This is a genomic window from Hyphomicrobium sp. (assembly GCF_051860585.1).
GTDB lineage: Bacteria > Pseudomonadota > Alphaproteobacteria > Rhizobiales > Hyphomicrobiaceae > Hyphomicrobium_C.
The window spans coordinates 1-20,266 of the sequence record NZ_JBHYDS010000010.1 but is presented as its reverse complement, the minus strand read 5'-3'; the positions used below and the strand labels follow the sequence as shown (position 1 = coordinate 20,266).

Below are 20,266 nucleotides of genomic sequence, written 5' to 3'. Positions count from 1 at the left end.
CTGTTGCTGCTCCCCTCCGCCTCTCATCTCGGTTTGTCCTTCCCCCTGGACCTTGTCGCCATGCCGGCTGTTTTCGTATCGACGGCCAACAAGCGCTCATACTCTTCGATCGCCAACACGACGACGACCTTCCTGCCGTGCTTTTCGATGGCTACCGGCTCAGCGCGTGCCGTGTCGATCAGCATCCCGAAGGCGTTTTTGGCCTCTTTGGCGGCCATGATCTTCATGTGCGCAAAACCCCGCCGGACAGGGGTCCATAATGGCTATTTCAGCCACAAGTGGCAACAGCTTTACCTTGCATCATTTTCCGTAAACTGGCCGGTCAGCCTGCTTCGTCTGGAGCCGTCCGTCGCCCTCACCAGTGGAGGGGCGGCGGCGGAAACAGCGCAGCAGGCAGGCCTGCTTTGGTGGTGGGCTCCCCGAGCCTTTCCTTAATTTTGCGCGAAGGATCGCCACCCGCATGGGCCGAGACCCTGCGCAGCCGCCGGCGCAGCAGAGGCTCGGGGCGCCAGCCTGGAGCCTGACCCGCCGCACAGGCGGGACGCGCCCGGACTATCACGCATCCCCGGGCGTTCTTCAGTCGCGCCCATCGGATTCTGAACCAGAGGGACCATTCTTCCCGTCCTGTTCCTCAAGCGGGGGCAGCAACCGGATATGACCCCCTCCCGGTCGGGACGGTGGTGGCGGAACAGGCGCGGATAGCACCTCGTCCGCCCCCTGTGTCGTACCGAGACGCAGACCGGCGATCTGGTTATAGGCATTGAACAGCGTCTGTTGTGCATCCCGTACCTGACCGTACCAGAAGGGATCGAGCAGGACAGCGCTGTGCTCGACGAGTTGTTCCTCGATAAGGTCCACGACCAGCATGGTGACATGGACCGCTTCGTGGCAGCCGAACGTCCCCATGCCGAAACGCTCTTCGAGCGATTTCTTGTTGCGCATCTCCTCCCAGTCCTGCCGCCGCGCCTCCAAGGCTTTGACACGCTCCGGCTCGTAGGCGCGTCTGATCTTTTCCCTGAAGGCTTCGACGATGTCAGTTTCGTCCGGTGGTTCCATGGGTGAAGTACTCCCGTTGCCAAGATCGCAACGTTAGCAGCACCTTGCCGCCCGGTGCAGAGGCTGCGACCGGTCTACCGCTCCCGCTCGAAATCCTCGTCACGCCCCCGCCCGCGACGCTCGCGGTCGGACGGGCGTGTGGCGCGCGAGACAGGCTTTTCAGAAACGCCGCCCGTAGCCTCACCGCTATCTCCACCCTCATCGCTGTCCCCTTCCGCGGCCTGCGTGAACACGGCCTTGAGATCGACCGGCCTGCGGATCGGCGTGTCGGCGGCCAAGGCCTCTTCATGGGCACGGCGCAGGTCAATCGGTTCACGGGGCGTCTCTTCACGCGGCAAGCGCTCCTCCGGCGTGCGCAACGAATCCTGATACCGGTTTTTCGCCTTGCGCACCGACGCACCGCGCCCGCGCGGTTTCAGCTCCAGGGACAGGGCCGGCATATGATCGTGACCGGCACGCTGCGCGGTGCGGTGTTCACGCACACGGCGTTCTTCCAGCGCACGCATCTCCCGTGCATCGACCTTGGCAAGGTTCGCCAGCTGGCGCGTTACTTCAGCCGCCTGCAATTCATGCCGGCGCTGCAAAACAAGCGCATCCGCACGCTGGGCCGTAACAAGCGTCGCCATCCCATCCCGGAAATCCCGATAACGTTGAAGGTCGCGCCGCCTGTGCAACGCGTCGATGATCGCGGTCACGCCCGTAACCCGGCCCAGGAAGGCGGCAAGACCGCGCGGACGCGCGGCGGCCCGGGCCTCCCGCTCCCGCCGCAACGAAGCGACGAACGTCTGCCGCGCAGCACCCCGCGCCGCGCGCTGCTCCCGGGCCAGCGCCGTCACTTCATGACCCTGCCGCTCACGCAAGGTCGCTTGTTCAGCCAGCGTCGCGGCACGGCGCCGCTCCTGCGTGGCCTTCAGCTGTTCGCGCCGCTTCCCATCGTCTTGCGCTTTGGCGAACTGCTCCTGCACCTTGCGATGCTGCGCGACCAGCGCCCGCGCCTCCTCGACTGTCGGCAGCTGCTCCGGCGGGAACTCCTTCGCGAGGAAGGCGCGTATGTCCTTCGTCCGCACGCTGCGATCATCGATCAGCTTGGGCAGGGCGTTCATCGTGCCGTACCGGTCGACCAGAACATAAGGACGCTTGCCGGTCGCGAGGACATAACCCAGCTCTTCAAGCGCCCGCACAAAGGCGCGCGGCGTATCGCTCTGCTGCCAGGCGTGCGTGACCATGACCATGCGCTCTTCCTTGGAGAGGCCGGTCGAACGCTCCTGCTGGGTTTCATAGAGCGACAGCGGACGGGGGCGGTCTTCGCTGCGCCGGTCGTAACCGCCCGGCAGCGTGAGACCGTGGTCGCGGGCAAACTCCCGCGTCACCATCATCAGCTTCTCACGGTCGAACGCCATATGGATGGCCTTCTCCGTGAAGAAGTCGATCCGCGACCAGACGACATGGCAGTGCTCGCGCCCCTCCTTGATGTGGAAGATGACCGCGCGCGGCTGGCCCTCAAGGCCCAGCTTTTTCTCGGCCCGCTCGATGTAGTCGAGATACTGCGCGCGGCTCAGCGTCCCCTGACCGAGGTCCGGATTCACCGACAGGCTGTAAAGGTGATTGCGGCATTTGGTCAGGCCGGTCGCGATGGCCTCCCATTCGGCGAAGGCGCCATGCAGGTCGGGGGCGACCGCCCCGCTCACCTCCGCCACCTCGACATACTCATTGTCGTGAGCGTTCAGCAGATGGGTGGCGAGGTCCTGTCCGCCGCCGCGCTGGCTCGCCTTGGGGATCATGGCGACCGGCCCTTCGCCAGCATGACGGCGTTGCGGATCTCCTGCAGGGTGCGGACGGCCTCCTCCAGCAGGGCGGGATCACGCGCCTCGGGAGGCAAAGCCTCAAGCGCGCCGCGCAACCGGATGCATTCAGCGAGGATGCGCGCCAGCTCCTGCTTCTCGAGGGGAGGCCGGCGGGACTGGCGCGGGACCGCACTGCCGAAGATGGACGCGGTGATGAAGCCGCTGACGGAGAGCCCCGACTTTTCCACACGCGCGCGGAACTCCTCCCGGAGATGTTCCGGCGGCCGGTAGGAAACAGGGGCTTCGCGTTTCGTCTTCTCCGTCATGCCTCATCAAGTACCGGCGCGCCGCCATCATCGACCGCGCGCTTTCCCCGCGCGCACAAAGGTCGTGATCGGATGGCGTGCCGGCGGCCATCGCGGTCCCCGCCAGGCGAGGGTTCGGGGAACCGCCATCCCCGGTCAGCCTGACGAAGCCCGCGAGGGCGCAGTCAGGGCGATGGGTTTCCAAAGGGAGAGCCGCCATCTCTCCTTTGGCCGAAGCCGGTGCCGGAACACCGGCCGTGGTCCAGGACGCGGAAGTCCTGGCCGTGGTTGCAAGGGGCGCGGTAGCCCTTTGCGCGATGGGGACCAGGGGAGAGCGGCAGTCTCCCCGGTCGTGATGCAACGGCGATGCGTTGCCTCAGCCGGTGCGGGCTCGATGCCCGCAAGCAACAGCGGCCCGGCTGAATGCATCCCTTGAAGCAACAGCCGTCCAAAGACGGATGGGCGCCATAGGGATGCCCTCGGGGGGCCTGCGGGGGACTGGAGAGTCCCCCCAGCAAGGTGAGCGCGGTACTACCGCGCACACCTTGTACAAGCCTTTATTTCGGCCTGCCGCTTTTTATCATTGTAGCAGAGACGGTGGAGGCAGGTAAAATTGCGGATGAGGAACACTGCCTAGACTATTGCAGTGTGCATGACAGATCACTGTCCGTCCAGCCGCGCGGATTGCACGAGGAAACCACGCCACGGGAGAGACGACATTACGGGCGCTGAAAGCAGTCCCGTGATGCGCGGCATTGTAATGTGCATCGCAAATCAAGACGCGGGACCGCCGAAAGGATGGTCCGATGAACGCTCCTCTCGATCCCCAACCCGCATCCGTCCGGCCCACGCGCGATACCTACGAACGGCTCCAGCAGGCCTACGATCATTTCAACAAAACGCTGTTCGAAGGCACCCTGCCGAACGCGCTCATTACGCTGCAGCGCCGCAAGAAAACATTCGGCTATTTCGCAGGAGCCCGGTTCGCGCGCGATGACGGCCGCAAGGCCGACGAGATCGCGCTGAACCCGGCTTCGTTCCACGAGCGGTCCGTGAATGAAATTCTGGCAACGCTCGTCCATGACATGGTGCATCTGTGGCAGCATCATTGCGGAACGCCCGGGCGGGGCCGCTATCATAACCGCGAATGGGCGGCGAAAATGAAGGCCATCGGGCTGCAGCCGACGATCGACGGCGCCGAAGGCGGCAAGGAGACCGGCGAAAGCGTCGGTCACTTCATCGTCCCGGGCGGGCCTTTCGAGACGGCCCTGAACCGTCTTCTCGCCAAGGACTTTGCCCTCGTCTGGAAGGAGCTGCCCGCCGCGGCGGAGGAAGGCAAGGGCGAAGCCGCGCCGGCCCCCAAGAGCGGCAAGCGCGTGCGCTATGCCTGCCCGCAATGCGACCTCAAGGCCTGGGCGAAGCATGAGGCCCGCCTTGTCTGCGGCGAGCACATGACGGCGATGGCGCCCACCTGACCTATCCCTATTCGCAAAACGCGAATCGCAAAATGCGAAAGGCGCGGACCGCACGGTCCGCGCCTTTTGTTTGGCCGCCGCTACGTTCAGCGGCAGGCGAGCGCGTCGAGCCAGGCGGCGATGTAGCCGCCGGCATCGCCGAACCGCGCGATGCGGGCGCGGCTGACGCGGTGCACTGCGCCGCCGGCAAAGCCGGCGGGCAGCCACGCGCCCGCGGGTCCGATGGCCTCGATCTCGATGCGGTCGAGCGGCTCGCCGTGCAGGTCGGCGGCGCCGTCGTCGCTGGCGCTGTGCCGGGCGAGGATTTCGATACCGTCCCATGACAGGGTGAAGGTGTGCGAGAAGCTGTTCATGATGGTCCTCCTGAAGGGCCTTCAGCGAAGCCAACCGGGAAGAGGCTCAGTGCCTCTTCCCGGAGGCTGCCGCGTCAGGCGGCTTCCTGCTGCGCGGTTTCGGCTTCAGCCTTCGGCGCGCGGAGGACGATGCGCCCGCCGCCGACCGGTACCAGATCGAGCTGGAGGGTGAGGCCGTTTCCGTCCTCGTGCTCCCAAGCGGCGCCGATCCGGGTCCAGAAGCCCTTCTCGCCCTCCTTGCGGGCTTCGGTCACGTGCCAGGCGATAAGGCTCGGCGGCGTGGCTTCGCGGGTCTGCTTCTTGGCGGCGTACTTGCTATTGCGTGTCATGGTCTGTTCCTTTCTGTTTGGGTTTCACTCGACACGCCTCCCTGGAAGCCGTGCGGAGAAGACGGCGATGCACCGAAGGGGAACAGGCAACACGGGAGCGCAGCGAATGGAGCGGGCAGCCTGTTGCATCGGCGGCGCGCACGGTCAGGTTGGCGTGAAAGTCGAGTGATGGTCCCACACAGAAGAAGGGACAGGCACACGCACGTTAGCAACAGACGATGACGGCAAGAACCCGCAAAGCCGCGCCGCGTCGCTGACACCGCCTGTGACCGGTCCTGGAGGAGGATACGTGTTATGGGCCGCCGGATTACTGGCGACGCTTCGCGATGTGCGAGAAAGTCCCGTCGCGCTCGCCCGTTTCTGGACAACGGTCGCGTATGATCACGTGAGGCTGAACCGCCGCGGCGCTAAATCGTATGCTGTCACGGCCTTCCGCGGCCGTCGGACTGGATGAAGGCCGGGCCGTCTTCGCTTCTATCCGGTTACGGAGGGCAGGTCTGCGGCGAGTAGCGATCACAGGTGTTTGAGTAGCTGCCGCCCGTCCAGCCGCCGCACAATAGCGCGTCATCGCCCGCGATTGTTATCATCCCATTCATGCCTCGCGTTTCCGGCAAATCCGCAACCTGCGTGAACGCATTGGTTCCGGAATCATAGATGTCACAGCGGTCAGTCACTGTGGTGGAGCCTAACGAGCCCCCGCATATGTGCACCCGTCCGCTGGCAAGCAGTCTGGCTCCGAAATAGCTCTTGCTTTGTGGCAGGTTGGCAACCTGCGTAAAGCTGTTTCCCACAGGGTTGTAAATATCGCAGCGGTTCGTAAGGGTTCCGCTAACAGAGCCGCCACAGATCAATACACGACCGTCATCAAGCGTTACCGGCGTGAAAGCAGATTTGCTCTGCGGGAGGTTGGCCACCTGCGTGAAGCTGTTGGCTACAGGGTCGTAGATGTCGCAGCGGTTTGTACCGCTTCCGCTAACTGTACCCCCACAGATCAGCACGCGACCGTCGGCAAGCAAAGCGCTGCCAGCGTCGGGCTTGGATTGCGGCAAGTTGGCAACCTGCGTGAAGCTGTTCGCTACAGGATCGTAAATATCGCAGCGGTTCGTGGGGCCAGAACCTCCACACATCAGCACCCGCCCGTCGGCAAGCAGAGTGCCGGTGGCGCTCTGCTTGCTTTGCGGCAGGTTGGCTACCTGCGTGAAGCTATTTGCTACAGGGTCGTAGATGTCGCATCGGTTGCTAAACCCGCTGCCGGTGTACCCGCCGCAAATCAGAGCGCGTCCGTCAGCAAGCGGTGCGGATGCGTATATTCCCCGGGCTTGCGCCAGGTTGGGGGGCGACGTGAAGCTCTCGACGGTCCCCTGTGGCGGTCCAATGCTAACCCAATCGACCCCGTTACAGTACTCCATGACGCTGCAGTTGGTATTGTAGAGCAGCGTCCCCTCATCGCGAACAGGAGCAGTGCAGGAAGTGCTGGGCCCGGAGCATTCCGAGCTATAGAGCTGGCCGCCATAGATTGCGGTAAAAGCTTTGGTGCCATCGGAAGTGAGGGCAAATTCCTGCCAGTTTGCACTCCATCCCCGCTGCGTCCACGTCACGCCGCTGTCATCAGAGGTGTAAATAAAGCCGTCCAGCGGACCGACGCCCGTTATCAGCTTAGTGCCGTCGGCGGAGGAAGAGACCCGCAGCCACCTGCGGGTTGTCTCGCGCGGCGTCCACGTTACGCCGCTGTCGGTCGAGGTATAAATCTGACCATTGTCCACAGTTGCCACCAGCTTGGTGCCGTCCGCCGATGAGGCAACGTCGCTCCAGACCCGGTTGCTCTCACGGGCTGTCCAGTTCACGCCACTGTCGGTTGAGGTATAAATCTGACCACCGTTTACAGTGGCAACGAGCTTTGTGCCGTCCGCCGATGAGGCTATGCCGGTCCAGTTCCGATTGCTATTCCGCGCCGTCCAATTCACGCCACTGTCAGTAGAGGTGTAAAGCTGGCCAGTATATCTTCCGGCGACGAGCTTGGTGCCGTCCGCAGATGAAGCAACAGTTGTCAAATTTGAGAGGGTCAGGCGCTGCGTCCAGTTCACGCCGCTGTCGGTCGATGTATAAATCGCCGAGCCCGTAGCTGCGGCCACCAGCTTAGTGCCGTCGGCGGACGATGCCATATCGTTCCAGTTTTGATTGCTGGCACGCGCGGTCCAGTTCACGCCGCCGTCTGTCGAGGTGTAGATCTGCCCGGTCGTATGTCCGGCTGCCACCTTCGTGCCGTCGTCGGATATGACGATCCCCCCTTGCCACCAGTTGCGGGCAGTTTCCCGCGGTGTCCAGGTATCGAAGCATTCAGGAGGCGCCGGCTCAGGCCCCATCGCCACCCAATTCGCACCGTTGCAGTAGCGCATGGTGTGGTTGTCGGTGTCGTAGACGATCTTGCCGGGGGTGCCGGTCGGGTTGGCGCAGCCGGCCTCCGCTGTCATCACCCTGTCTCCGGGGCTACTGAAGGCAACAGCGACAAACCGACCGTTGCCAAAGGCTATGTCTTCCCATTGGCTGTTGGCGGGCGCCACCACGCCCTCTGTCCAGGTGATGCCATTCGGCGAAGTCGCTACGCGGTGCGTGCCGTTAAGGGCCACGACGACAAAAAGTCCGTTGCCGTAGGTGAGGCCCGCCCACTGGCTGTCGGCGGGCGCCGGTCCTGTGCGTGCCGTCCAGGTCATGCCGTCCGGCGAAGTCATCAGCGCGCCGAGGTCACCCCCGGCGACAAACACGCCATTGCCATAGGCTACGGCGCGGTACTGCGTTGCTGCTGCTGCCGGATACCCTGTCCAGGTAATGCCGTCCGTCGATCTCATCACCTTGTTCGTGCCGCTCTCCGACACTGCGACGAACGCGCCGTTGCCATACGTTATGGCCTGCCATCCAACTGACTCCGACGGCGTTCGCGCCGTCCATGTGATACCGTCCGGCGAGGTCATCGCCGCGCCTGTTCCCACCGCGGCAAACAACCCGTTGCCATATGTCACGGCATACCAGCTACTTGCCGGCGCCGTCCGCGCCGTCCATGTGATGCCGTCCGGCGAGGTCATCACGCGGTTCGTGCCATCGCGGGATACCGCCACGAACAGGCCGTTGCCGTAGGTGACAGACATCCAGGAGATCGCTTGCGCGGCCGTCCGCGCCGTCCACGTGATGCCATCGGGCGAAGTCATCACGCGGTTCGTGCCGCTAGCCGCCACCGCCACGAACAGACCGTTGCCGTACGTGACGCCCATCCACGGGTTTGCCTGCGCCGCCGTGCGGGCCGTCCAGCCCATTGCTGACGGCGCTTTACCCATCGTCACCCAACTACTGCCGTTGCAGTATTCGAGGGTATTGTGATCCGTATTGAAGACGACCGCTCCGGCCGACTTGGCCGGATTCGTGCAGTTAGCCCACGCCGTCGCGAAGGGGACCAGCAGAAGCACAAGGATGAGCGCCAGGAGCCGCCTCATGCTGCACCTCAGAATGCGCAGCAGATGGCAAAGGCAGTGCCGGTGGCTGTCGCGGTACTCCACTCACAACGCCAAGTGGCCGCTGCGCTCGGCCCGCTGTCTCGAAAGACCGGGGTAGTGCTGCTGTGAGAGCAGCCGCCGCCGGTCATTACCTCACCGGCGTTGCAGGCTATGGTCACTGTCGTTGTGGCCCCCGTTGCCGTACGTTGGGTACAGGTCGGCCCCCACGTCGGCGCGGACATCCCGCCTGCTTGCTCGATTGCGCCACCGGAGGCGTTCCATGTGGTGCCGTCGCAGACGAGCGTGATTTCCTGCCCGTCAAGGTCCGCATCAGCCGTGACGCGCGTAGCGCCGTCCGGGAATCCGGCGCAGGACGAACCGGGCGTGGTATCGGTGCCGACAAGCTGCGCGTGCGCGCCGCCCGTCACTATGGCTGCGGCTGAAATGATAGCTACAACGATTATGAAATATATTTTCCGCACAGATTTCTCCTATACTGAATTATACAGTATCATCACTGTAAAAATTGTTAAGTATATTATAATTGCCTGATACATACTGATATTACTCGAGATTTTCGATAAGTAAGTATCCCGAGTTACTAGCCATGCCTTGATTGCACAGCGCGGTTTGCGCGCGGAAAATGGACGGCCGGAAGCGCTAACTGAAAGCAGATTCAGGAGGCGCTCGTGACCACCGACAATTTCATCACCGACTTCACCCGCGACATCGCCCGCGGCGACACTTCGCGCTTCCTGCGGCAGCAGTCCCCGCCGCAGGCGCGGTGGCAGTCGATCGAGGCGATCCTGAAAAGCGCGCGCCTCGCCTACGATCCTTCAAACCCCGGCGCGAAGATCATGATCGGAGCTCTCGGCAACCGCCTTATCGGTATCGCCGACAATCGCCACATGATGATGTTCGGCGGATCGCGGTCGGGAAAGTCCGTGATGTTGAAGGGCAACCTCCTCCATTATCCCGGCAGCGTACTCGCGCTCGACCCGAAGGCCGAACTCGCGATCGTGACCGCGCAGCGGCGCGTCGCGCTCGGGCAGCGCGTTCATATCCTCGATCCGTTCGAGATCGTGCCCGACCGGATCGCGCCGTTGCGCAAGAGCTTCAATCCCTTGTCACTCCTGCGCCCGGGCAGCAGAACATTGATCGAAGATGCCGGGCTGATCGCCGACGCTCTGGTTATCGCCGCCGGGAAAGACCCCCACTGGGATGAAAGCGCCCGAAACTTCCTGGAGGGGATCATCCTTCACGTTGCGACTGATCCCGCGTTCGAGGGTCAGCGCAACCTGATCGCCGTGCGCACCGTCATCCGTGATGCGCTGATCCTGGCGAAAGCTGATGATCCGGACGCGCCCTACCGGCACGAACTCGGGATGCTGCGCAATGCCGCGCGGCTTGAACGCTCCCCCGCAACGGCGGACGTTGCGAACGCGATCGAGGGCGCCGCCCGCGACTTCTTCGAAAAGCCGTCCAACGAACGCGCCAGCGTTTTATCCACCGTCCGCCGCCATACGAAGTTTCTGGACTACGGCGCCATGCGCCGCGTGCTGGCCGGGCATGATTTCGATCTGGCCGATCTCAAGCGCGCGAAGGAAGGCATGACGGTCTATCTGTGCCTTCCCGCAAACCGCATGGGCCTTTGCAGCCGCTGGCTGCGCGTCTTCGTCAACCTGCTTCTCGATGCGATGGAACGCGAACGCACTGCGCCCAAAGTGCCTGTCCTAGTGTGCCTCGACGAGTTTCCCGTGCTCGGCCATATGCGGCAGCTTGAAGATGCCGCCGGGCAAATCGCCTCCTTCGGCGTGAAGCTCTGGGTGTTCCTGCAGGACTGGGGACAGGGCAAGGCCCTGTACAAGGAACGGTGGGAGACGTTCGCCGGCAATGCCGGCGTCCTGCAATTCTTCGGCAACAACGACCTGATGACGATGGAGTACGTGTCGCGCCGTCTCGGCAAAACGATGGTCATGGCCACGCGCGAAGGCGAGGTGGGCCGGGCGCAACGCGCCGACGGCCTGTCGGGACAATCAGAGTCAGCGGAACTTCACGACCTTCTGACACCGGAAGAAGTGAGCCGGCAGTTTGCGCGCGATGACCGCCTCAAACGCCAGCTGGTGATTCTTGCGGGACTGCATCCGATGATCCTTCAGCGCTTTGAGTATTTCGACAAGGCGAGCCCGGTGCATTGGGCCTTTCGCGGACTCTATGCCGAGGATTGATCCTGCGCCGCGCGGTCCCTGCGCTGGCGCATTTCCTTGGTCAGCAGGAATCGCCCGGTGATGCTGTTCTCCGCCACTTCATAGGCCAGCGTCGCCGCGGTGCGTCCCTTGCGATCTTCCACTGTGAAATCGCAAGTGGGATCGCGGGCGATCAAGCGCAGCATCCCCACTGTGTCGTAAGCAGCGGCATAGTGAAGAGCCGTCAGGCCAGTCGACGGCTCGGCGAAGTTGATATCAGCTCCGCCGCGCAGACAGAGCCTCACATCTTCCTCATTGCCCGCTCGCGCTGCCCGAATGAGACGCTCGTTCCGAAGGACTGCCGGATCATCCGACGCGGCGGGATTTTCATCCGGCACCTGAGAACCGTCCGGGCGCGGTGGAAGGGCCATTACCTACCCCTTTCCGCATCCGGCGGGCGCAGCCGGTAATTCCAAGTATTCGCGTACGCCCATTCACCGACCTGGGCGATGAGCATGGTTGCGCGCTCGCGTCCGATGCCCTGTATCGGCTCTGACGGCGCGAAACCAGCCAGCTTCATGACAACGAGAAAGCTCTCATCGGGATTTTCGGTCATCGCACCGTAGGGCACGACGAACACCTGCCGGCTGCCGTGCAGCCGATCCTGAACCAGCGCAAGGCCGCTCTTGTCGCCGCGGACCAGCCATCCCTCCAGCTGCTCCTTCCTGTAACCGGCGTGCGTGCGCAGGCGGCCCGGCATATAGATTCTTTCATTCATAACGAAGTCGGGATTGTACTCGATCGTCTCAAGCAGGCGCTGGAGTCCGGCGCGGTCGGTCGGCGCGATTTCAAGGGTGAACACGCGGGAGCCCGCGCGCCCTTCTTTGCGAGACGTGGTGAAGACGCCTGTGATCTCCTGCGGAGATATTGAGGCACTCTGGAAGAACGAGCTTAAGGCGAGCGCGGCGGCGTAGTCGCCGGCGGTCTCCTGGATGTCTTCATCGTGGAAATAACCTTTGCTGCGCAGGAACAGGCTGATGGCATCAAGGCGCTCGGTCTTGGGGACCTGCTGCCCGTCGACAAACCGCCGCAAGGCCTCGGCCAGAACCTCATCCGATCCTTCTGAGTCAAAGTAGGATTCGGGAAGTCCTTCCGTGACGAAGATATCGCTCGCGACCGTCACCCATGGGCGGGCACGGCCATTGATAGTCTCAACGGCCCGATAGCGTGCCAGCCTGTCCCGCAGGCGCGCGATATGCCAGGCCGTGTATTCCTTCATGCAGGCGCTCCACGAGGATTGCGCGAGGATCAGGTCTCCAAAGTCTCATTACCTTGCCACTCAGCGGGGTGGAAGAAAATCCGTCCCGCGGGAAGGAGAAGACTATGGAACCTGCAATCAAATCGCCCTTCGAGGGCGAACCCCGCACGATCGAGGGGCGCGACGCCAGAGGCAGGCGCGCCTTCGCCATCACCGCAAACGTGCTCACCCCGGAGAGTGCGCAGCTGGCGGACCTGGCGGCGATATTGTCCGTACCGTTCTACTGGTACGTCACCTGGCAGACACAGCCGGCCCCGTCACACTTCTTGGCCTATGCCGTATGGCTTCTGCTTCCGCTCTTGTTGATCCCGATGCACAAGGCGTTGGCCCGCTACCTGATGCGCAGCAAGGTCTATCTGGAAGTCACGGAGGACACGTTCGCAATCGGGGTCGGGAAGGACTGTGCCGTTTTCGACCGTCTGCTGGCGCACTCTTTTTCCGTCGTTGTGCACGACAAGGCTGCGGATGAGCAGGACGAGCTGGACGCGGCGCGTCAATCCTCCGGCCGCCCGTCGGGCAGCCCGGCGCGCTACTACACTCGTGCCTTCATCGTGACCTACGACTATCTGGGCCAGCGCAACGATATCGTCGCGATGATGGGCCAGCGCGAGGCCAATGCGCTTCAGGCACGCCTGACGCTCTGCGACCGTCTCATGGAGACCCAGCGCCAGAAGGGCAAGGGTCTGTCGATGAGTCCACAGGACGAATGGGCTACGCAAACCGGCGACATTGAGGAGCTGGCCTGAACGCATCGTCAGAGGCCGCCGTTCACGCGGCGGCCTCAAGGCGTTTCCCGAAAGACGACAGGTACTCGGCGGCACGCTGCGCGTGAGCGGCAGCCGTGAAGATGGCCCGCTTATCTTCTTTCAGGACGGACAGCCAATGACCCAGATACGCCGCATGATCCTCGCGATCTTCGAGCCGCAGGCCGAGATCCGCGCACAGGAAGGCCGCTCCCAGTTCGGCGACCAGTTCTTCGCGGGCATATCCGTCATCGCCGAAGCGCTTGCGCCCGAAATCGCGATCAAGCCGGTTCTGATGCTTAGTCCAGTGCGTCGCCTCATGAGCCAGCGTGGCGTAGTAGGCCTGCGCGTCGCGGAAGGCCTCAAAGGCCGGCATCTGGATGTAGTCGAGGGTCGAACTGTAATAGGCGCAGTCGCCGCCATGCCGGATATCGGCCCGGGTTGCGGCGAAGAATACTTCGGCGTCGGAGATACGTTCGTCGGGATTCCGGTGCGGTTCGGCCCGGGCGTAGAAGTGAGCGGGCAATCCCTCGATCTGCTCGACGTTAAAGACGGTGTAGGCCTTCAGGTACGGAATGCTGCGTTCGGCCTCATCGCCGGTGGCCTCGTCGACCTCGGTGCGCTGCATCGTGTTCGCATAGACGACCGGGGCTCCCTTCTCGCCCTTGCGGACATGACCGCCAAGGCTGAGAGCCTGCCGGAATGTCATCCAGATCGGCGCGGATCGATGGGCTTCCATCGCGGTCGCCCAGAGCGTCAACACGTTGATACCGCTGTAGGGCTCGCCCGTATGGCGAAGGGGCCGCGAGACGTGACCGGCGGCGTGAGCCGCATTCCAGGGCTGCGTCCACGGCTTCACGCCGCGTTCCAGGCTTTCGATGATCTGGGCGGTGATGCGGGTATAGACGTCCTGCCGCGTGGTTTCTTTCTCAGACATGATCTGCTCCTTTTGCGTCGGGTTTCCTCAAGACGCGGCGGAACAGGACGGGCGGAGAAGCAGGACAGTCAGGCCCTAACACGGTCCCGCCGCCTGCCGGCGGGAGTGGTGCGGGCGGGGTTTGACGGGACGGCACGCCCGGCCAAAGATCGCGTCCATTCTTGAGGACACCGGCGCGGGAGCAGGAAGGGATCGGAGAATGATGAAGCAGGACGAAAGCGAACAGTTCCTCGCATGGAATGACCTGTCACCGCGCGCGAGGGCCGTTTGGCCCGCCAGCGAGAAGGGCTACCTGCGCGACCAGCACACGTTAGAAATCAGCCTCGATACCGAATTGGCGTGGTGGATTATGGCCAACGTAGTGGGTCGGACCTCGTTCACGCACGATCTGGAAGAGACGATCGTTACGGCGCTGCGGGTGATTAGCGGGGATTTGCCGGTTTCGCAGATCGAGGAGATGAAGCGTCTCGGGAAAGCAGTGGACGCCGCTCGGCAACGCGCAAACCCGTAAGCGCAGTGTGGTCTTGCCACAAACGCGCCACAGACCGAAACGGCCTCACGCGGAGAAGCGAGGATTTCTGCGGGTTACAGAGGATCGCCCGAAGCGGCCCATGTGGCAGATTTTCGGGGTGATTTCTGATGCTAAGTACTTGAAAAATAAGCTGGAGCGGGTGAAGGGAATCGAACCCTCATAGCCAGCTTGGAAGGCTAGAAAAACCTGCTATTTTTCAATGGTTTGACTGGCGTACACCACAAACTAGCCACATAAAATTGGCGCAATATTTTGATGGGTAATAGGGAAGTCTGTAGTTTCAATGCTTTGACTAACGTACACCTCGAAACTTGCTGCACGAAATCGCGCAAAAAGTAGGAGGGAGCGGTCTGGTGCTGTACGTCTCCCAAGTGTTCACCGGAGGGATTCCAATAGTTAACGCCGCGATTTTTGGCTCATTTTTCTGCGGCTCTTTCTTGGGAAAATCCCAACTTTCACTTCTAAGAAAACGCTCGAATTTCCTCGCTTGTTAATACTCGTTAATCGCTGATTAACCGCCGCTTGTGACCTCATCCCACCACCGGCGGAGGGCTTTTCCGGGTGTCTGCTCCGCGCCCAGCACGGTAGCCATAATCTCCTCGGCGGTCTCCCGGTGCTGCTCCTCACGGCCGCGGATCAAATGCCCATACACATTGAATGTGATTTCAATTTTCGAATGCCCCATCGCCTTCTGGATGAACTTGAGGTCCTTGCCACTCTCGATGAGCTTGGAAGCGAAGTAGTGGCGTAGGGCGTAGGGCGTATAGCGCGGGACATGAACGGTGCGGCCCTTCCGCCCGACAGCGTCAGCGAGCCCGGCTTCCTTCATCAGCGGGTCCCACGCCCCGGCGCGGAAATTCACGAGCGCCTGCGGTTTACCCGCGGCGGTGGGGAATACGAGATCATGATCCGAGGCGGGACAATGGGGCCGCCATTCCTCGATCATGGCGCTGACCAGCGCCGGCAGGAACAGTGTGCGGCGACCGGCGCGTGATTTCACCGGGCCGATATTGCCGGTGCGGTCTGCGCGCTGCCGGATGTTGATGTGGTCATCGCCAACCTGCTCCCACGAAAGGCCGCGAAGCTCGGACGGGCGCATTCCCGTAAAGCCGGCGAGATAGATCATCGGCCGGTAGCGCGCCCAGCACTTCGCCATGTACTCGTTCTTTGACGCCATACGGTCTGCCGCTGCGAAGAGAGAACGGATTTCGGCGTCGGTGGGGATTTCAATCTCGGAGTCGTCGTCCTCATAACGGCCGCCGGCACGGACGGTAATGCCCATCGCGGGGTCGTGGTCGATCAGGCCTTCACGGTGCATCTCGATCAGCACCGAATGGAAAGAGGAGAGTGTGCGCCGCGCGAGATCGCGTGTCTTGTGCTCAAGCAGCCAGTTGCGGAACCCGACGATGTCGGCGGCCTGAAGCTCATGAAGGGGCTTGGCCCATCCGAACTCTTTCATGACGCGCGCGCGCCGCTTGTACTCTTTGAGGGTCTCGATCTCGACCGTCTCACGACCGTCCCGGCCGATACGCTCACAAACCTCAAGCCAGCGGTCGATGGCATCCGGTACTTTCGTGACCTGGCCGCCCGGCACATCCTTGAGTGAGCCCAGCGTTTCGGTAAATGCCCGCGCCTCCTTCAACGTGTCGAAGGTGGCATAGCTGTAGCCGGGGGATGTCTTGCGCGGGTAGCGGACCTGATATGTAGTGCCCTTGCCACCCGCGCGCTTTCTGATGTCTGCCATAAAACACTAATGTACAAGTATACGCACAAATAGAACAAAATAAGAACGCTGTAGTCAATCCTTTTTCTTCGTATTCTTCTTCGCGTCATCCTGAAGCTGCTGGTAGATCGCGGTCAAAGCGCCTTTCTCGATCTTGAGCCGGCCTTCGATCGGATCGACGAAGAAAGGCAGCTTGCGGCGCCCTTCGGCATCGGGGTCGGCTGCACGCTTGATCTGCCGCGATGACAGCTCGACGCCCATTTCGGCAAGGACCTCACGGGCCTGGTCCAGACCGAGATAACGGGGCGGTGGAGGAATGTTCAAATGAATCACACTCCTTTCAAATGTTGTACTCGTCAGCGGCGCAGCGATACCGGCCGCGCTTGGTCACACGCGTCACAACCGCGCCCAGGCGGTTGCGTACGACGACCGTTTCTCCGACTTCATTCGTGGGGTTGATGAACAGGGTGACGTTGTGCGTGTGGTGCACAGCAAATTCGTCTTCGAGCTCACAGACGGCTTCGAACAATGCCTGGCGCATTTCAGCGAGCGTCATGTCGCCCTGGATGCGTATCAATATCGACAATCAATATCTCAAAAACAACAAAGCCAAATATATCTACAATTATACGTTGCGCGATATTAATCGTCGGTTAACTGCGTTGTGCTTGCCGCGCGTCTTCGTTCTCAAGTTTCGCTCCGGAGTCTTTGCGGGTCTGCTGCGGTCTCTTTTCCTCCTTTCCTCTCCATCCCGCGATCGGGCCTTCGCCGATTGTGTGTGTCCGGGCCTCAAGGCCCCGATCGGCGGGGCCGGAAACGGAAAGGAAAAATACGATGTCCGGCATCTACACCCTGCAAGACCTCCAGGTGCGAAACCTGACTGAACTCTACGCGCTGCGCGGCACGCTGCAGCGGCTGCTCGCCACGACGATCCCCGGTTCGTCCGCCTGCCGCGATACGCTGCAGAGCCTGGCCGCCGTCGACCGCATGATCCGCCTGCGCACGCCCGGCTGCCACCCGCGCTGACGCACTTTCCACGCGGAAACCCCGTGGGGGACGCCCTCCACGGGGACCTACCTTCCTTCGCAGCAGCATCGCTTGCTGCGGAAAGGAGGTGTTTCCGATGGCTGAAGCCGGCGTGTCGACCCCGCGCGGATACGAGGCGATTGTACTCGTTCGTATGCCCGCCCCGTTCCGCAACTGGGCGGTCGCCTATCTCTCCGCCCGCAGCGGCAATCAGGTCGTGAGCGAACAGGCGATCGTCGACCTGTTCCAGGACTTCATCGACAGGCGCTGCCTGAGCGATGCGTCCGACGATCCGCCCAGCTGCGATCCCGGCGGGGGAATGCGCTCTCCCGACGAGTGTGACGAAGACCAGACCGCCCTCGTGTGAGGGCGGTCCACCCCAACCCCCATGAAGGAGAGGACTGACCGATGCGCGGGCGCAAGGCCGGCCATGATCGCGACTCATCCCGCGCGGCGGCTCCCCGCCGCACGCGCGGGATGGACGCGCTGCCGGTCCTCGCCACTGTTGACGAAAGCTTTCCCGTGACGGCTGAAGAACTGGACGCGATCGAGTCTTTCCTGCTGGAGCAGCTCAACGAATTTCTGGCCGCGAACGACCGCGCGGACTCGGAAGTGCCGCAAAGAACTGCACAATATCCGGCAGTCCACAGTGCGGGGGATGCACCATGAAAACGCGCCGCAGACCATCAGAATATAAAGCCGCAGAGGACGGCGCGCTGCGCGTCGCTCTCTATATGCGCGTGTCAACCGGCCAGCAGGCGCGCAGCGACCTCTCCATCCCCGATCAGCGCCGGCAGGCGCACGATTTCTGCGCCGCGCAGGGCTGGCGCGTCGTGTCGGAATTCGTTGATGCCGGCCTCAGCGGCACAAACGATTCCCGCCCTGAATTTCAAAGAATGCTGACGATGGCGGCCTCCGATGCACGGCCCTTTGATGTCGTGCTGGTGCATTCGATCAGCCGCCTCGCGCGCCATCTTGTTATCCTGGAGAATGCTGCCGAAGAGCTTGAGCGCCATGGCGTTCAGCTCGCCAGCATCACGCAGCGCTTCGACAAGGGGCCTGAAGGTGTCCTTCTGCGCCAGATCGTCGGCGCCTTCGACCAGCATCAATCGCGCGAGAATGCGAAGCACGTTGCCCGCACAATGCTGGAAAACGCCCGGCAAGGATTCTGGAACGGCTCACACGCGCCCTACGGATACCGGACTTTCGTTGTCGAGCAACGCGGCGCGAAGCTCAAAAAGCACCTGGCCGTCGATCCTGTCGAAGCCGAGATCGTGCGGCTCATGTTCCGGCTCTTCCGGAATGGCGACGGCGTCTCCGGCCCCATGGGCATCAAGGCGATCACCGCCCATCTGAATGCAAACGGCCACCGCACGCGCGGGGGAGCGCGCTGGGGCGTCGGGCAGGTTCACAGGCTGATCACGAGCCCTACTTACAAAGGCGAGCATCACTATAACTGCACCAACTCCCGCACGCGGGAGCGCCGTGCGGAAACAGAGCACGTCATTGTGCCGGTTCCCGCGATCATCGAAGCTCCCGTCTTCGACGCGGTGCGCAAGGCGCTGCGCGAACGCAATCCGAAAGTCGCGCCGCCGCGCATTGTCAACGGACCAACACAGCTGGCGGGTGTCGCCAAATGCGCACGGTGCGGCGGCGGCATGACGATCCGCACCGGCAAGTCGGGGCGCTATCGCTACTACACCTGCTCTACCAGCGCGCAGCAGGGAAAGAGTGCGTGCGAGGGACTGTCGGTGCCGATGGATCGTCTCGACGATGCTGTGACAACGGCGCTTGCTGAGAAGCTCTTGACCCCGGAACGGGTCAGCCGCTTACTCGCGGGTTTGATGGAACGGCAGAATGCCCGCACAACGGATCATACACAGCGTGTGGCCGCCCTGCGCGACCGCGTATCGGAGGCCGAGCGCGGCCTTGTCCGGCTCTATGACGCCATCGAAAAGGGAATCCTCGATCCCAGCGACGACACCCTGAAGGAGCGAATCGCCGCGGCGAAGACCGCCCGCGACATTGCGCGGGTGTCACTCGAAAGAGCTCTCGCCGAACTGAGCCCCCAGGTACGCGTGACGGCGGAAAAAGTCGCGCGCTTCACAAGCCTGATGCGCCAGAACATCGTTGATGGCGCTCCGGAGTTTCGCCGCGCCTATATCCGCTCGATCATCGATGCGGTGGAAGTCGACAGGACCGAGATAAAAATCCATGGCCGCAAGGACGTTCTCGAACGCCTTGTCATGGCGGAAGGGGCAACTCCGGCAGGAGTGCCCAGTTTTGTACGGAATTGGCGCACCCGGCACGATTCGAACGTGCGGCCTCCACCTTCGGAGGGTGGCGCTCTATCCAGCTGAGCTACGGGTGCATCAAGTGCGCTACTAACGCGGCGACCTCGCGTCGGTCAATCGACGTAGACCAGACATTATCCCAGTTCGATCGATCACGCGCAACCGAGATCCCCATTCTCACCGCAAAAACCATCACGCGCGTAACTCTTGCTCGAACGGTATGCCATCGCGCGAAGGAATGCCGGCAGCAGACAAGCATCGCACAGAAGCGAATGTCTGAGCTTGCGCGTTTCGCTCGCACGTCTCACGCGCGCTACGCCGCAGCACGCCAGACTACGTCTCACGCTGCTTCCGTGGTGCTTCCGCGACGGATTCGGGCGCGGCGAGAACAAAAAACGATCTTGCTAAGTGCCCGGAAATATGAGAGAAAATGGCGCACCCGGCGAGATTCGAACTCACGACCTCTGCCTTCGGAGGGCAACGCTCTATCCAGCTGAGCTACGGGTGCGGCGCATTCCGGAGGCTCACGCTGTTGTCAGATAGCTTCCGAATATCCTGAGAAACCAAACCGTTACAGTGCTTGCATCCTAGCACATGTGTGACGTTGTTCAATGGAGCGACGCACTTTCGTGACATCGTGAAGCCGTTCAAGTGCGCTGTCACTGTGACAGAGCTGTGCCAAATGTGACAGGGAATTGCGATGCCCCCGAGGGGGGATTT

At 62.4% G+C, this 20,266-nt stretch carries 22 protein-coding genes, 2 tRNA genes and 2 pseudogenes; 9 read left to right on the top strand and 17 right to left on the bottom strand.

What is annotated here, in order from left to right:
* Positions 1-23: 23 nt before the first annotated feature.
* From ACTIFK_RS15540 to ACTIFK_RS15525, 4 genes are all read right to left on the bottom strand, one after another.
* Positions 24-227 carry a type II toxin-antitoxin system Phd/YefM family antitoxin gene (locus ACTIFK_RS15540; protein WP_439543996.1) on the bottom strand — a complete coding sequence of 68 codons (204 nt, stop codon included), beginning with the start codon at positions 225-227 and terminating at the stop codon, positions 24-26.
* Between the two features lie 349 nt (positions 228-576).
* Entirely contained in the window at positions 577-1,056 is a 480-nt protein-coding gene (locus ACTIFK_RS15535) for a hypothetical protein (RefSeq protein WP_439543995.1), read from the bottom strand.
* 74 nt (positions 1,057-1,130) lie between these two features.
* Positions 1,131-2,837 (bottom strand): relaxase/mobilization nuclease domain-containing protein, encoded by a 1,707-nt coding sequence (locus ACTIFK_RS15530; protein WP_439543994.1) that lies wholly within the window; start codon positions 2,835-2,837, stop codon positions 1,131-1,133.
* Entirely contained in the window at positions 2,834-3,166 is a 333-nt protein-coding gene (locus ACTIFK_RS15525) for a hypothetical protein (RefSeq protein WP_439543993.1), read from the bottom strand. The genes ACTIFK_RS15530 and ACTIFK_RS15525 overlap by 4 nt, the downstream gene beginning before the upstream one ends.
* Positions 3,167-3,951: 785 nt before the next feature.
* Between ACTIFK_RS15525 and ACTIFK_RS15520 the strand changes: the two genes are divergently transcribed.
* The gene (locus tag ACTIFK_RS15520; RefSeq protein WP_439543992.1) at positions 3,952-4,620 is read left to right on the top strand and encodes a SprT-like domain-containing protein; all 669 of its coding nucleotides are present in this window, start codon (positions 3,952-3,954) and stop codon (positions 4,618-4,620) included.
* Between the two features lie 86 nt (positions 4,621-4,706).
* Here ACTIFK_RS15520 and ACTIFK_RS15515 read toward each other — a convergent pair whose 3' ends face one another.
* The 3 genes from ACTIFK_RS15515 to ACTIFK_RS15505 form a co-directional block, all read right to left on the bottom strand.
* Positions 4,707-4,973 (bottom strand): hypothetical protein, encoded by a 267-nt coding sequence (locus ACTIFK_RS15515; protein WP_439543991.1) that lies wholly within the window; start codon positions 4,971-4,973, stop codon positions 4,707-4,709.
* A 74-nt stretch (positions 4,974-5,047) separates the two neighbouring features.
* On the bottom strand, positions 5,048-5,302 hold the full coding sequence (locus tag ACTIFK_RS15510; RefSeq protein WP_439543990.1) for a hypothetical protein: 255 nt from the start codon (positions 5,300-5,302) through the stop codon (positions 5,048-5,050).
* Positions 5,303-5,784: 482 nt separating this feature from the next.
* Entirely contained in the window at positions 5,785-8,787 is a 3,003-nt protein-coding gene (locus ACTIFK_RS15505; protein ID WP_439543989.1) for a kelch repeat-containing protein, read from the bottom strand.
* A gap of 689 nt (positions 8,788-9,476) precedes the next feature.
* Between ACTIFK_RS15505 and ACTIFK_RS15500 the strand changes: the two genes are divergently transcribed.
* Positions 9,477-11,015 (top strand): type IV secretory system conjugative DNA transfer family protein, encoded by a 1,539-nt coding sequence (locus ACTIFK_RS15500; RefSeq protein ID WP_439543988.1) that lies wholly within the window; start codon positions 9,477-9,479, stop codon positions 11,013-11,015.
* Here the strand turns inward: ACTIFK_RS15500 and ACTIFK_RS15495 are convergent.
* Positions 11,000-11,371, bottom strand: coding sequence for an ankyrin repeat domain-containing protein (locus tag ACTIFK_RS15495; RefSeq protein ID WP_439543987.1), 372 nt, complete (start codon positions 11,369-11,371; stop codon positions 11,000-11,002). The genes ACTIFK_RS15500 and ACTIFK_RS15495 overlap by 16 nt on opposite strands.
* Before the next feature lie 32 nt (positions 11,372-11,403).
* Positions 11,404-12,252, bottom strand: coding sequence for a hypothetical protein (locus ACTIFK_RS15490; RefSeq protein WP_439543986.1), 849 nt, complete (start codon positions 12,250-12,252; stop codon positions 11,404-11,406).
* Positions 12,253-12,356: 104 nt separating this feature from the next.
* Between ACTIFK_RS15490 and ACTIFK_RS15485 the strand changes: the two genes are divergently transcribed.
* Positions 12,357-13,037 (top strand): hypothetical protein, encoded by a 681-nt coding sequence (locus tag ACTIFK_RS15485; protein WP_439543985.1) that lies wholly within the window; start codon positions 12,357-12,359, stop codon positions 13,035-13,037.
* 22 nt (positions 13,038-13,059) lie between these two features.
* Here ACTIFK_RS15485 and ACTIFK_RS15480 read toward each other — a convergent pair whose 3' ends face one another.
* A complete protein-coding gene (locus ACTIFK_RS15480) occupies positions 13,060-13,971 on the bottom strand; it encodes an ArdC family protein (RefSeq protein ID WP_439543984.1) in 912 nt (303 codons plus the stop codon).
* Between the two features lie 199 nt (positions 13,972-14,170).
* On the opposite strand from ACTIFK_RS15480, the gene ACTIFK_RS15475 reads away from it, so the two are divergent.
* Complete coding sequence (locus ACTIFK_RS15475) at positions 14,171-14,482, top strand: hypothetical protein (RefSeq protein ID WP_439543983.1); 312 nt, start codon at positions 14,171-14,173, stop codon at positions 14,480-14,482.
* A gap of 532 nt (positions 14,483-15,014) precedes the next feature.
* Here ACTIFK_RS15475 and ACTIFK_RS15470 read toward each other — a convergent pair.
* From ACTIFK_RS15470 to ACTIFK_RS15460, 3 genes are read right to left on the bottom strand one after another with little or no spacing between them, the layout of a single operon-like run.
* Positions 15,015-16,247 carry a tyrosine-type recombinase/integrase gene (locus tag ACTIFK_RS15470; RefSeq protein WP_439543982.1) on the bottom strand — a complete coding sequence of 411 codons (1,233 nt, stop codon included), beginning with the start codon at positions 16,245-16,247 and terminating at the stop codon, positions 15,015-15,017.
* A 54-nt stretch (positions 16,248-16,301) separates the two neighbouring features.
* Positions 16,302-16,550, bottom strand: a complete 249-nt coding sequence (locus tag ACTIFK_RS15465) for a hypothetical protein (protein WP_439543981.1) — start codon at positions 16,548-16,550, stop codon at positions 16,302-16,304.
* A 16-nt stretch (positions 16,551-16,566) separates the two neighbouring features.
* Positions 16,567-16,812 carry a hypothetical protein gene (locus ACTIFK_RS15460; RefSeq protein WP_439543980.1) on the bottom strand — a complete coding sequence of 82 codons (246 nt, stop codon included), beginning with the start codon at positions 16,810-16,812 and terminating at the stop codon, positions 16,567-16,569.
* Between the two features lie 248 nt (positions 16,813-17,060).
* Between ACTIFK_RS15460 and ACTIFK_RS15455 the strand changes: the two genes are divergently transcribed.
* The 4 genes and pseudogenes from ACTIFK_RS15455 to ACTIFK_RS15440 all read left to right on the top strand — a co-directional run.
* Positions 17,061-17,252 carry a hypothetical protein gene (locus ACTIFK_RS15455; protein WP_439543979.1) on the top strand — a complete coding sequence of 64 codons (192 nt, stop codon included), beginning with the start codon at positions 17,061-17,063 and terminating at the stop codon, positions 17,250-17,252.
* 97 nt (positions 17,253-17,349) lie between these two features.
* A complete protein-coding gene (locus ACTIFK_RS15450) occupies positions 17,350-17,619 on the top strand; it encodes a hypothetical protein (protein ID WP_439543978.1) in 270 nt (89 codons plus the stop codon).
* A 41-nt stretch (positions 17,620-17,660) separates the two neighbouring features.
* Positions 17,661-17,921 (top strand): hypothetical protein, encoded by a 261-nt coding sequence (locus ACTIFK_RS15445; protein ID WP_439543977.1) that lies wholly within the window; start codon positions 17,661-17,663, stop codon positions 17,919-17,921.
* A pseudogene (locus ACTIFK_RS15440) lies at positions 17,918-18,358 on the top strand (recombinase family protein); the annotation flags it as partial. The gene ACTIFK_RS15445 and the pseudogene ACTIFK_RS15440, both read left to right, overlap by 4 nt.
* A 72-nt stretch (positions 18,359-18,430) precedes the next feature.
* Here the strand turns inward: ACTIFK_RS15440 and ACTIFK_RS15435 are convergent.
* Positions 18,431-18,622, bottom strand: coding sequence for a hypothetical protein (locus ACTIFK_RS15435; protein ID WP_439543976.1), 192 nt, complete (start codon positions 18,620-18,622; stop codon positions 18,431-18,433).
* Here ACTIFK_RS15435 and ACTIFK_RS15430 point away from each other — a divergent pair.
* A pseudogene (locus ACTIFK_RS15430) lies at positions 18,536-19,033 on the top strand (recombinase family protein); the annotation flags it as partial. The gene ACTIFK_RS15435 and the pseudogene ACTIFK_RS15430 sit on opposite strands and share 87 nt — an antisense overlap.
* Before the next feature lie 255 nt (positions 19,034-19,288).
* Here the strand turns inward: ACTIFK_RS15430 and ACTIFK_RS15425 are convergent.
* The 3 genes from ACTIFK_RS15425 to ACTIFK_RS15415 all read right to left on the bottom strand — a co-directional run bounded on the left by ACTIFK_RS15425 (position 19,289) and on the right by ACTIFK_RS15415 (position 20,054).
* On the bottom strand, positions 19,289-19,468 hold the full coding sequence (locus ACTIFK_RS15425) for a hypothetical protein (protein WP_439543975.1): 180 nt from the start codon (positions 19,466-19,468) through the stop codon (positions 19,289-19,291).
* 78 nt (positions 19,469-19,546) lie between these two features.
* Positions 19,547-19,623: transfer RNA gene (locus ACTIFK_RS15420), tRNA-Arg, on the bottom strand.
* 354 nt (positions 19,624-19,977) lie between these two features.
* Positions 19,978-20,054 (bottom strand) — tRNA-Arg (locus ACTIFK_RS15415).
* Between the last annotated feature and the right edge of the window lie 212 nt (positions 20,055-20,266).

Coding starts and splice junctions, on each gene's coding strand:
- ACTIFK_RS15515 (WP_439543991.1), bottom strand. CDS start 4,973: ATGAACAGCTTCTCGCACACCTTCACCCTGTCATGGGACGGTATCGAA.
- ACTIFK_RS15530 (WP_439543994.1), bottom strand. CDS start 2,837: ATGATCCCCAAGGCGAGCCAGCGCGGCGGCGGACAGGACCTCGCCACC.
- ACTIFK_RS15480 (WP_439543984.1), bottom strand. CDS start 13,971: ATGTCTGAGAAAGAAACCACGCGGCAGGACGTCTATACCCGCATCACC.
- ACTIFK_RS15510 (WP_439543990.1), bottom strand. CDS start 5,302: ATGACACGCAATAGCAAGTACGCCGCCAAGAAGCAGACCCGCGAAGCC.
- ACTIFK_RS15525 (WP_439543993.1), bottom strand. CDS start 3,166: ATGACGGAGAAGACGAAACGCGAAGCCCCTGTTTCCTACCGGCCGCCG.
- ACTIFK_RS15425 (WP_439543975.1), bottom strand. CDS start 19,468: ATGGATTTTTATCTCGGTCCTGTCGACTTCCACCGCATCGATGATCGA.
- ACTIFK_RS15475 (WP_439543983.1), top strand. CDS start 14,171: ATGATGAAGCAGGACGAAAGCGAACAGTTCCTCGCATGGAATGACCTG.
- ACTIFK_RS15535 (WP_439543995.1), bottom strand. CDS start 1,056: ATGGAACCACCGGACGAAACTGACATCGTCGAAGCCTTCAGGGAAAAG.
- ACTIFK_RS15520 (WP_439543992.1), top strand. CDS start 3,952: ATGAACGCTCCTCTCGATCCCCAACCCGCATCCGTCCGGCCCACGCGC.
- ACTIFK_RS15455 (WP_439543979.1), top strand. CDS start 17,061: ATGTCCGGCATCTACACCCTGCAAGACCTCCAGGTGCGAAACCTGACT.
- ACTIFK_RS15490 (WP_439543986.1), bottom strand. CDS start 12,252: ATGAAGGAATACACGGCCTGGCATATCGCGCGCCTGCGGGACAGGCTG.
- ACTIFK_RS15485 (WP_439543985.1), top strand. CDS start 12,357: ATGGAACCTGCAATCAAATCGCCCTTCGAGGGCGAACCCCGCACGATC.
- ACTIFK_RS15445 (WP_439543977.1), top strand. CDS start 17,661: ATGCGCGGGCGCAAGGCCGGCCATGATCGCGACTCATCCCGCGCGGCG.
- ACTIFK_RS15450 (WP_439543978.1), top strand. CDS start 17,350: ATGGCTGAAGCCGGCGTGTCGACCCCGCGCGGATACGAGGCGATTGTA.
- ACTIFK_RS15540 (WP_439543996.1), bottom strand. CDS start 227: ATGAAGATCATGGCCGCCAAAGAGGCCAAAAACGCCTTCGGGATGCTG.
- ACTIFK_RS15470 (WP_439543982.1), bottom strand. CDS start 16,247: ATGGCAGACATCAGAAAGCGCGCGGGTGGCAAGGGCACTACATATCAG.
- ACTIFK_RS15505 (WP_439543989.1), bottom strand. CDS start 8,787: ATGAGGCGGCTCCTGGCGCTCATCCTTGTGCTTCTGCTGGTCCCCTTC.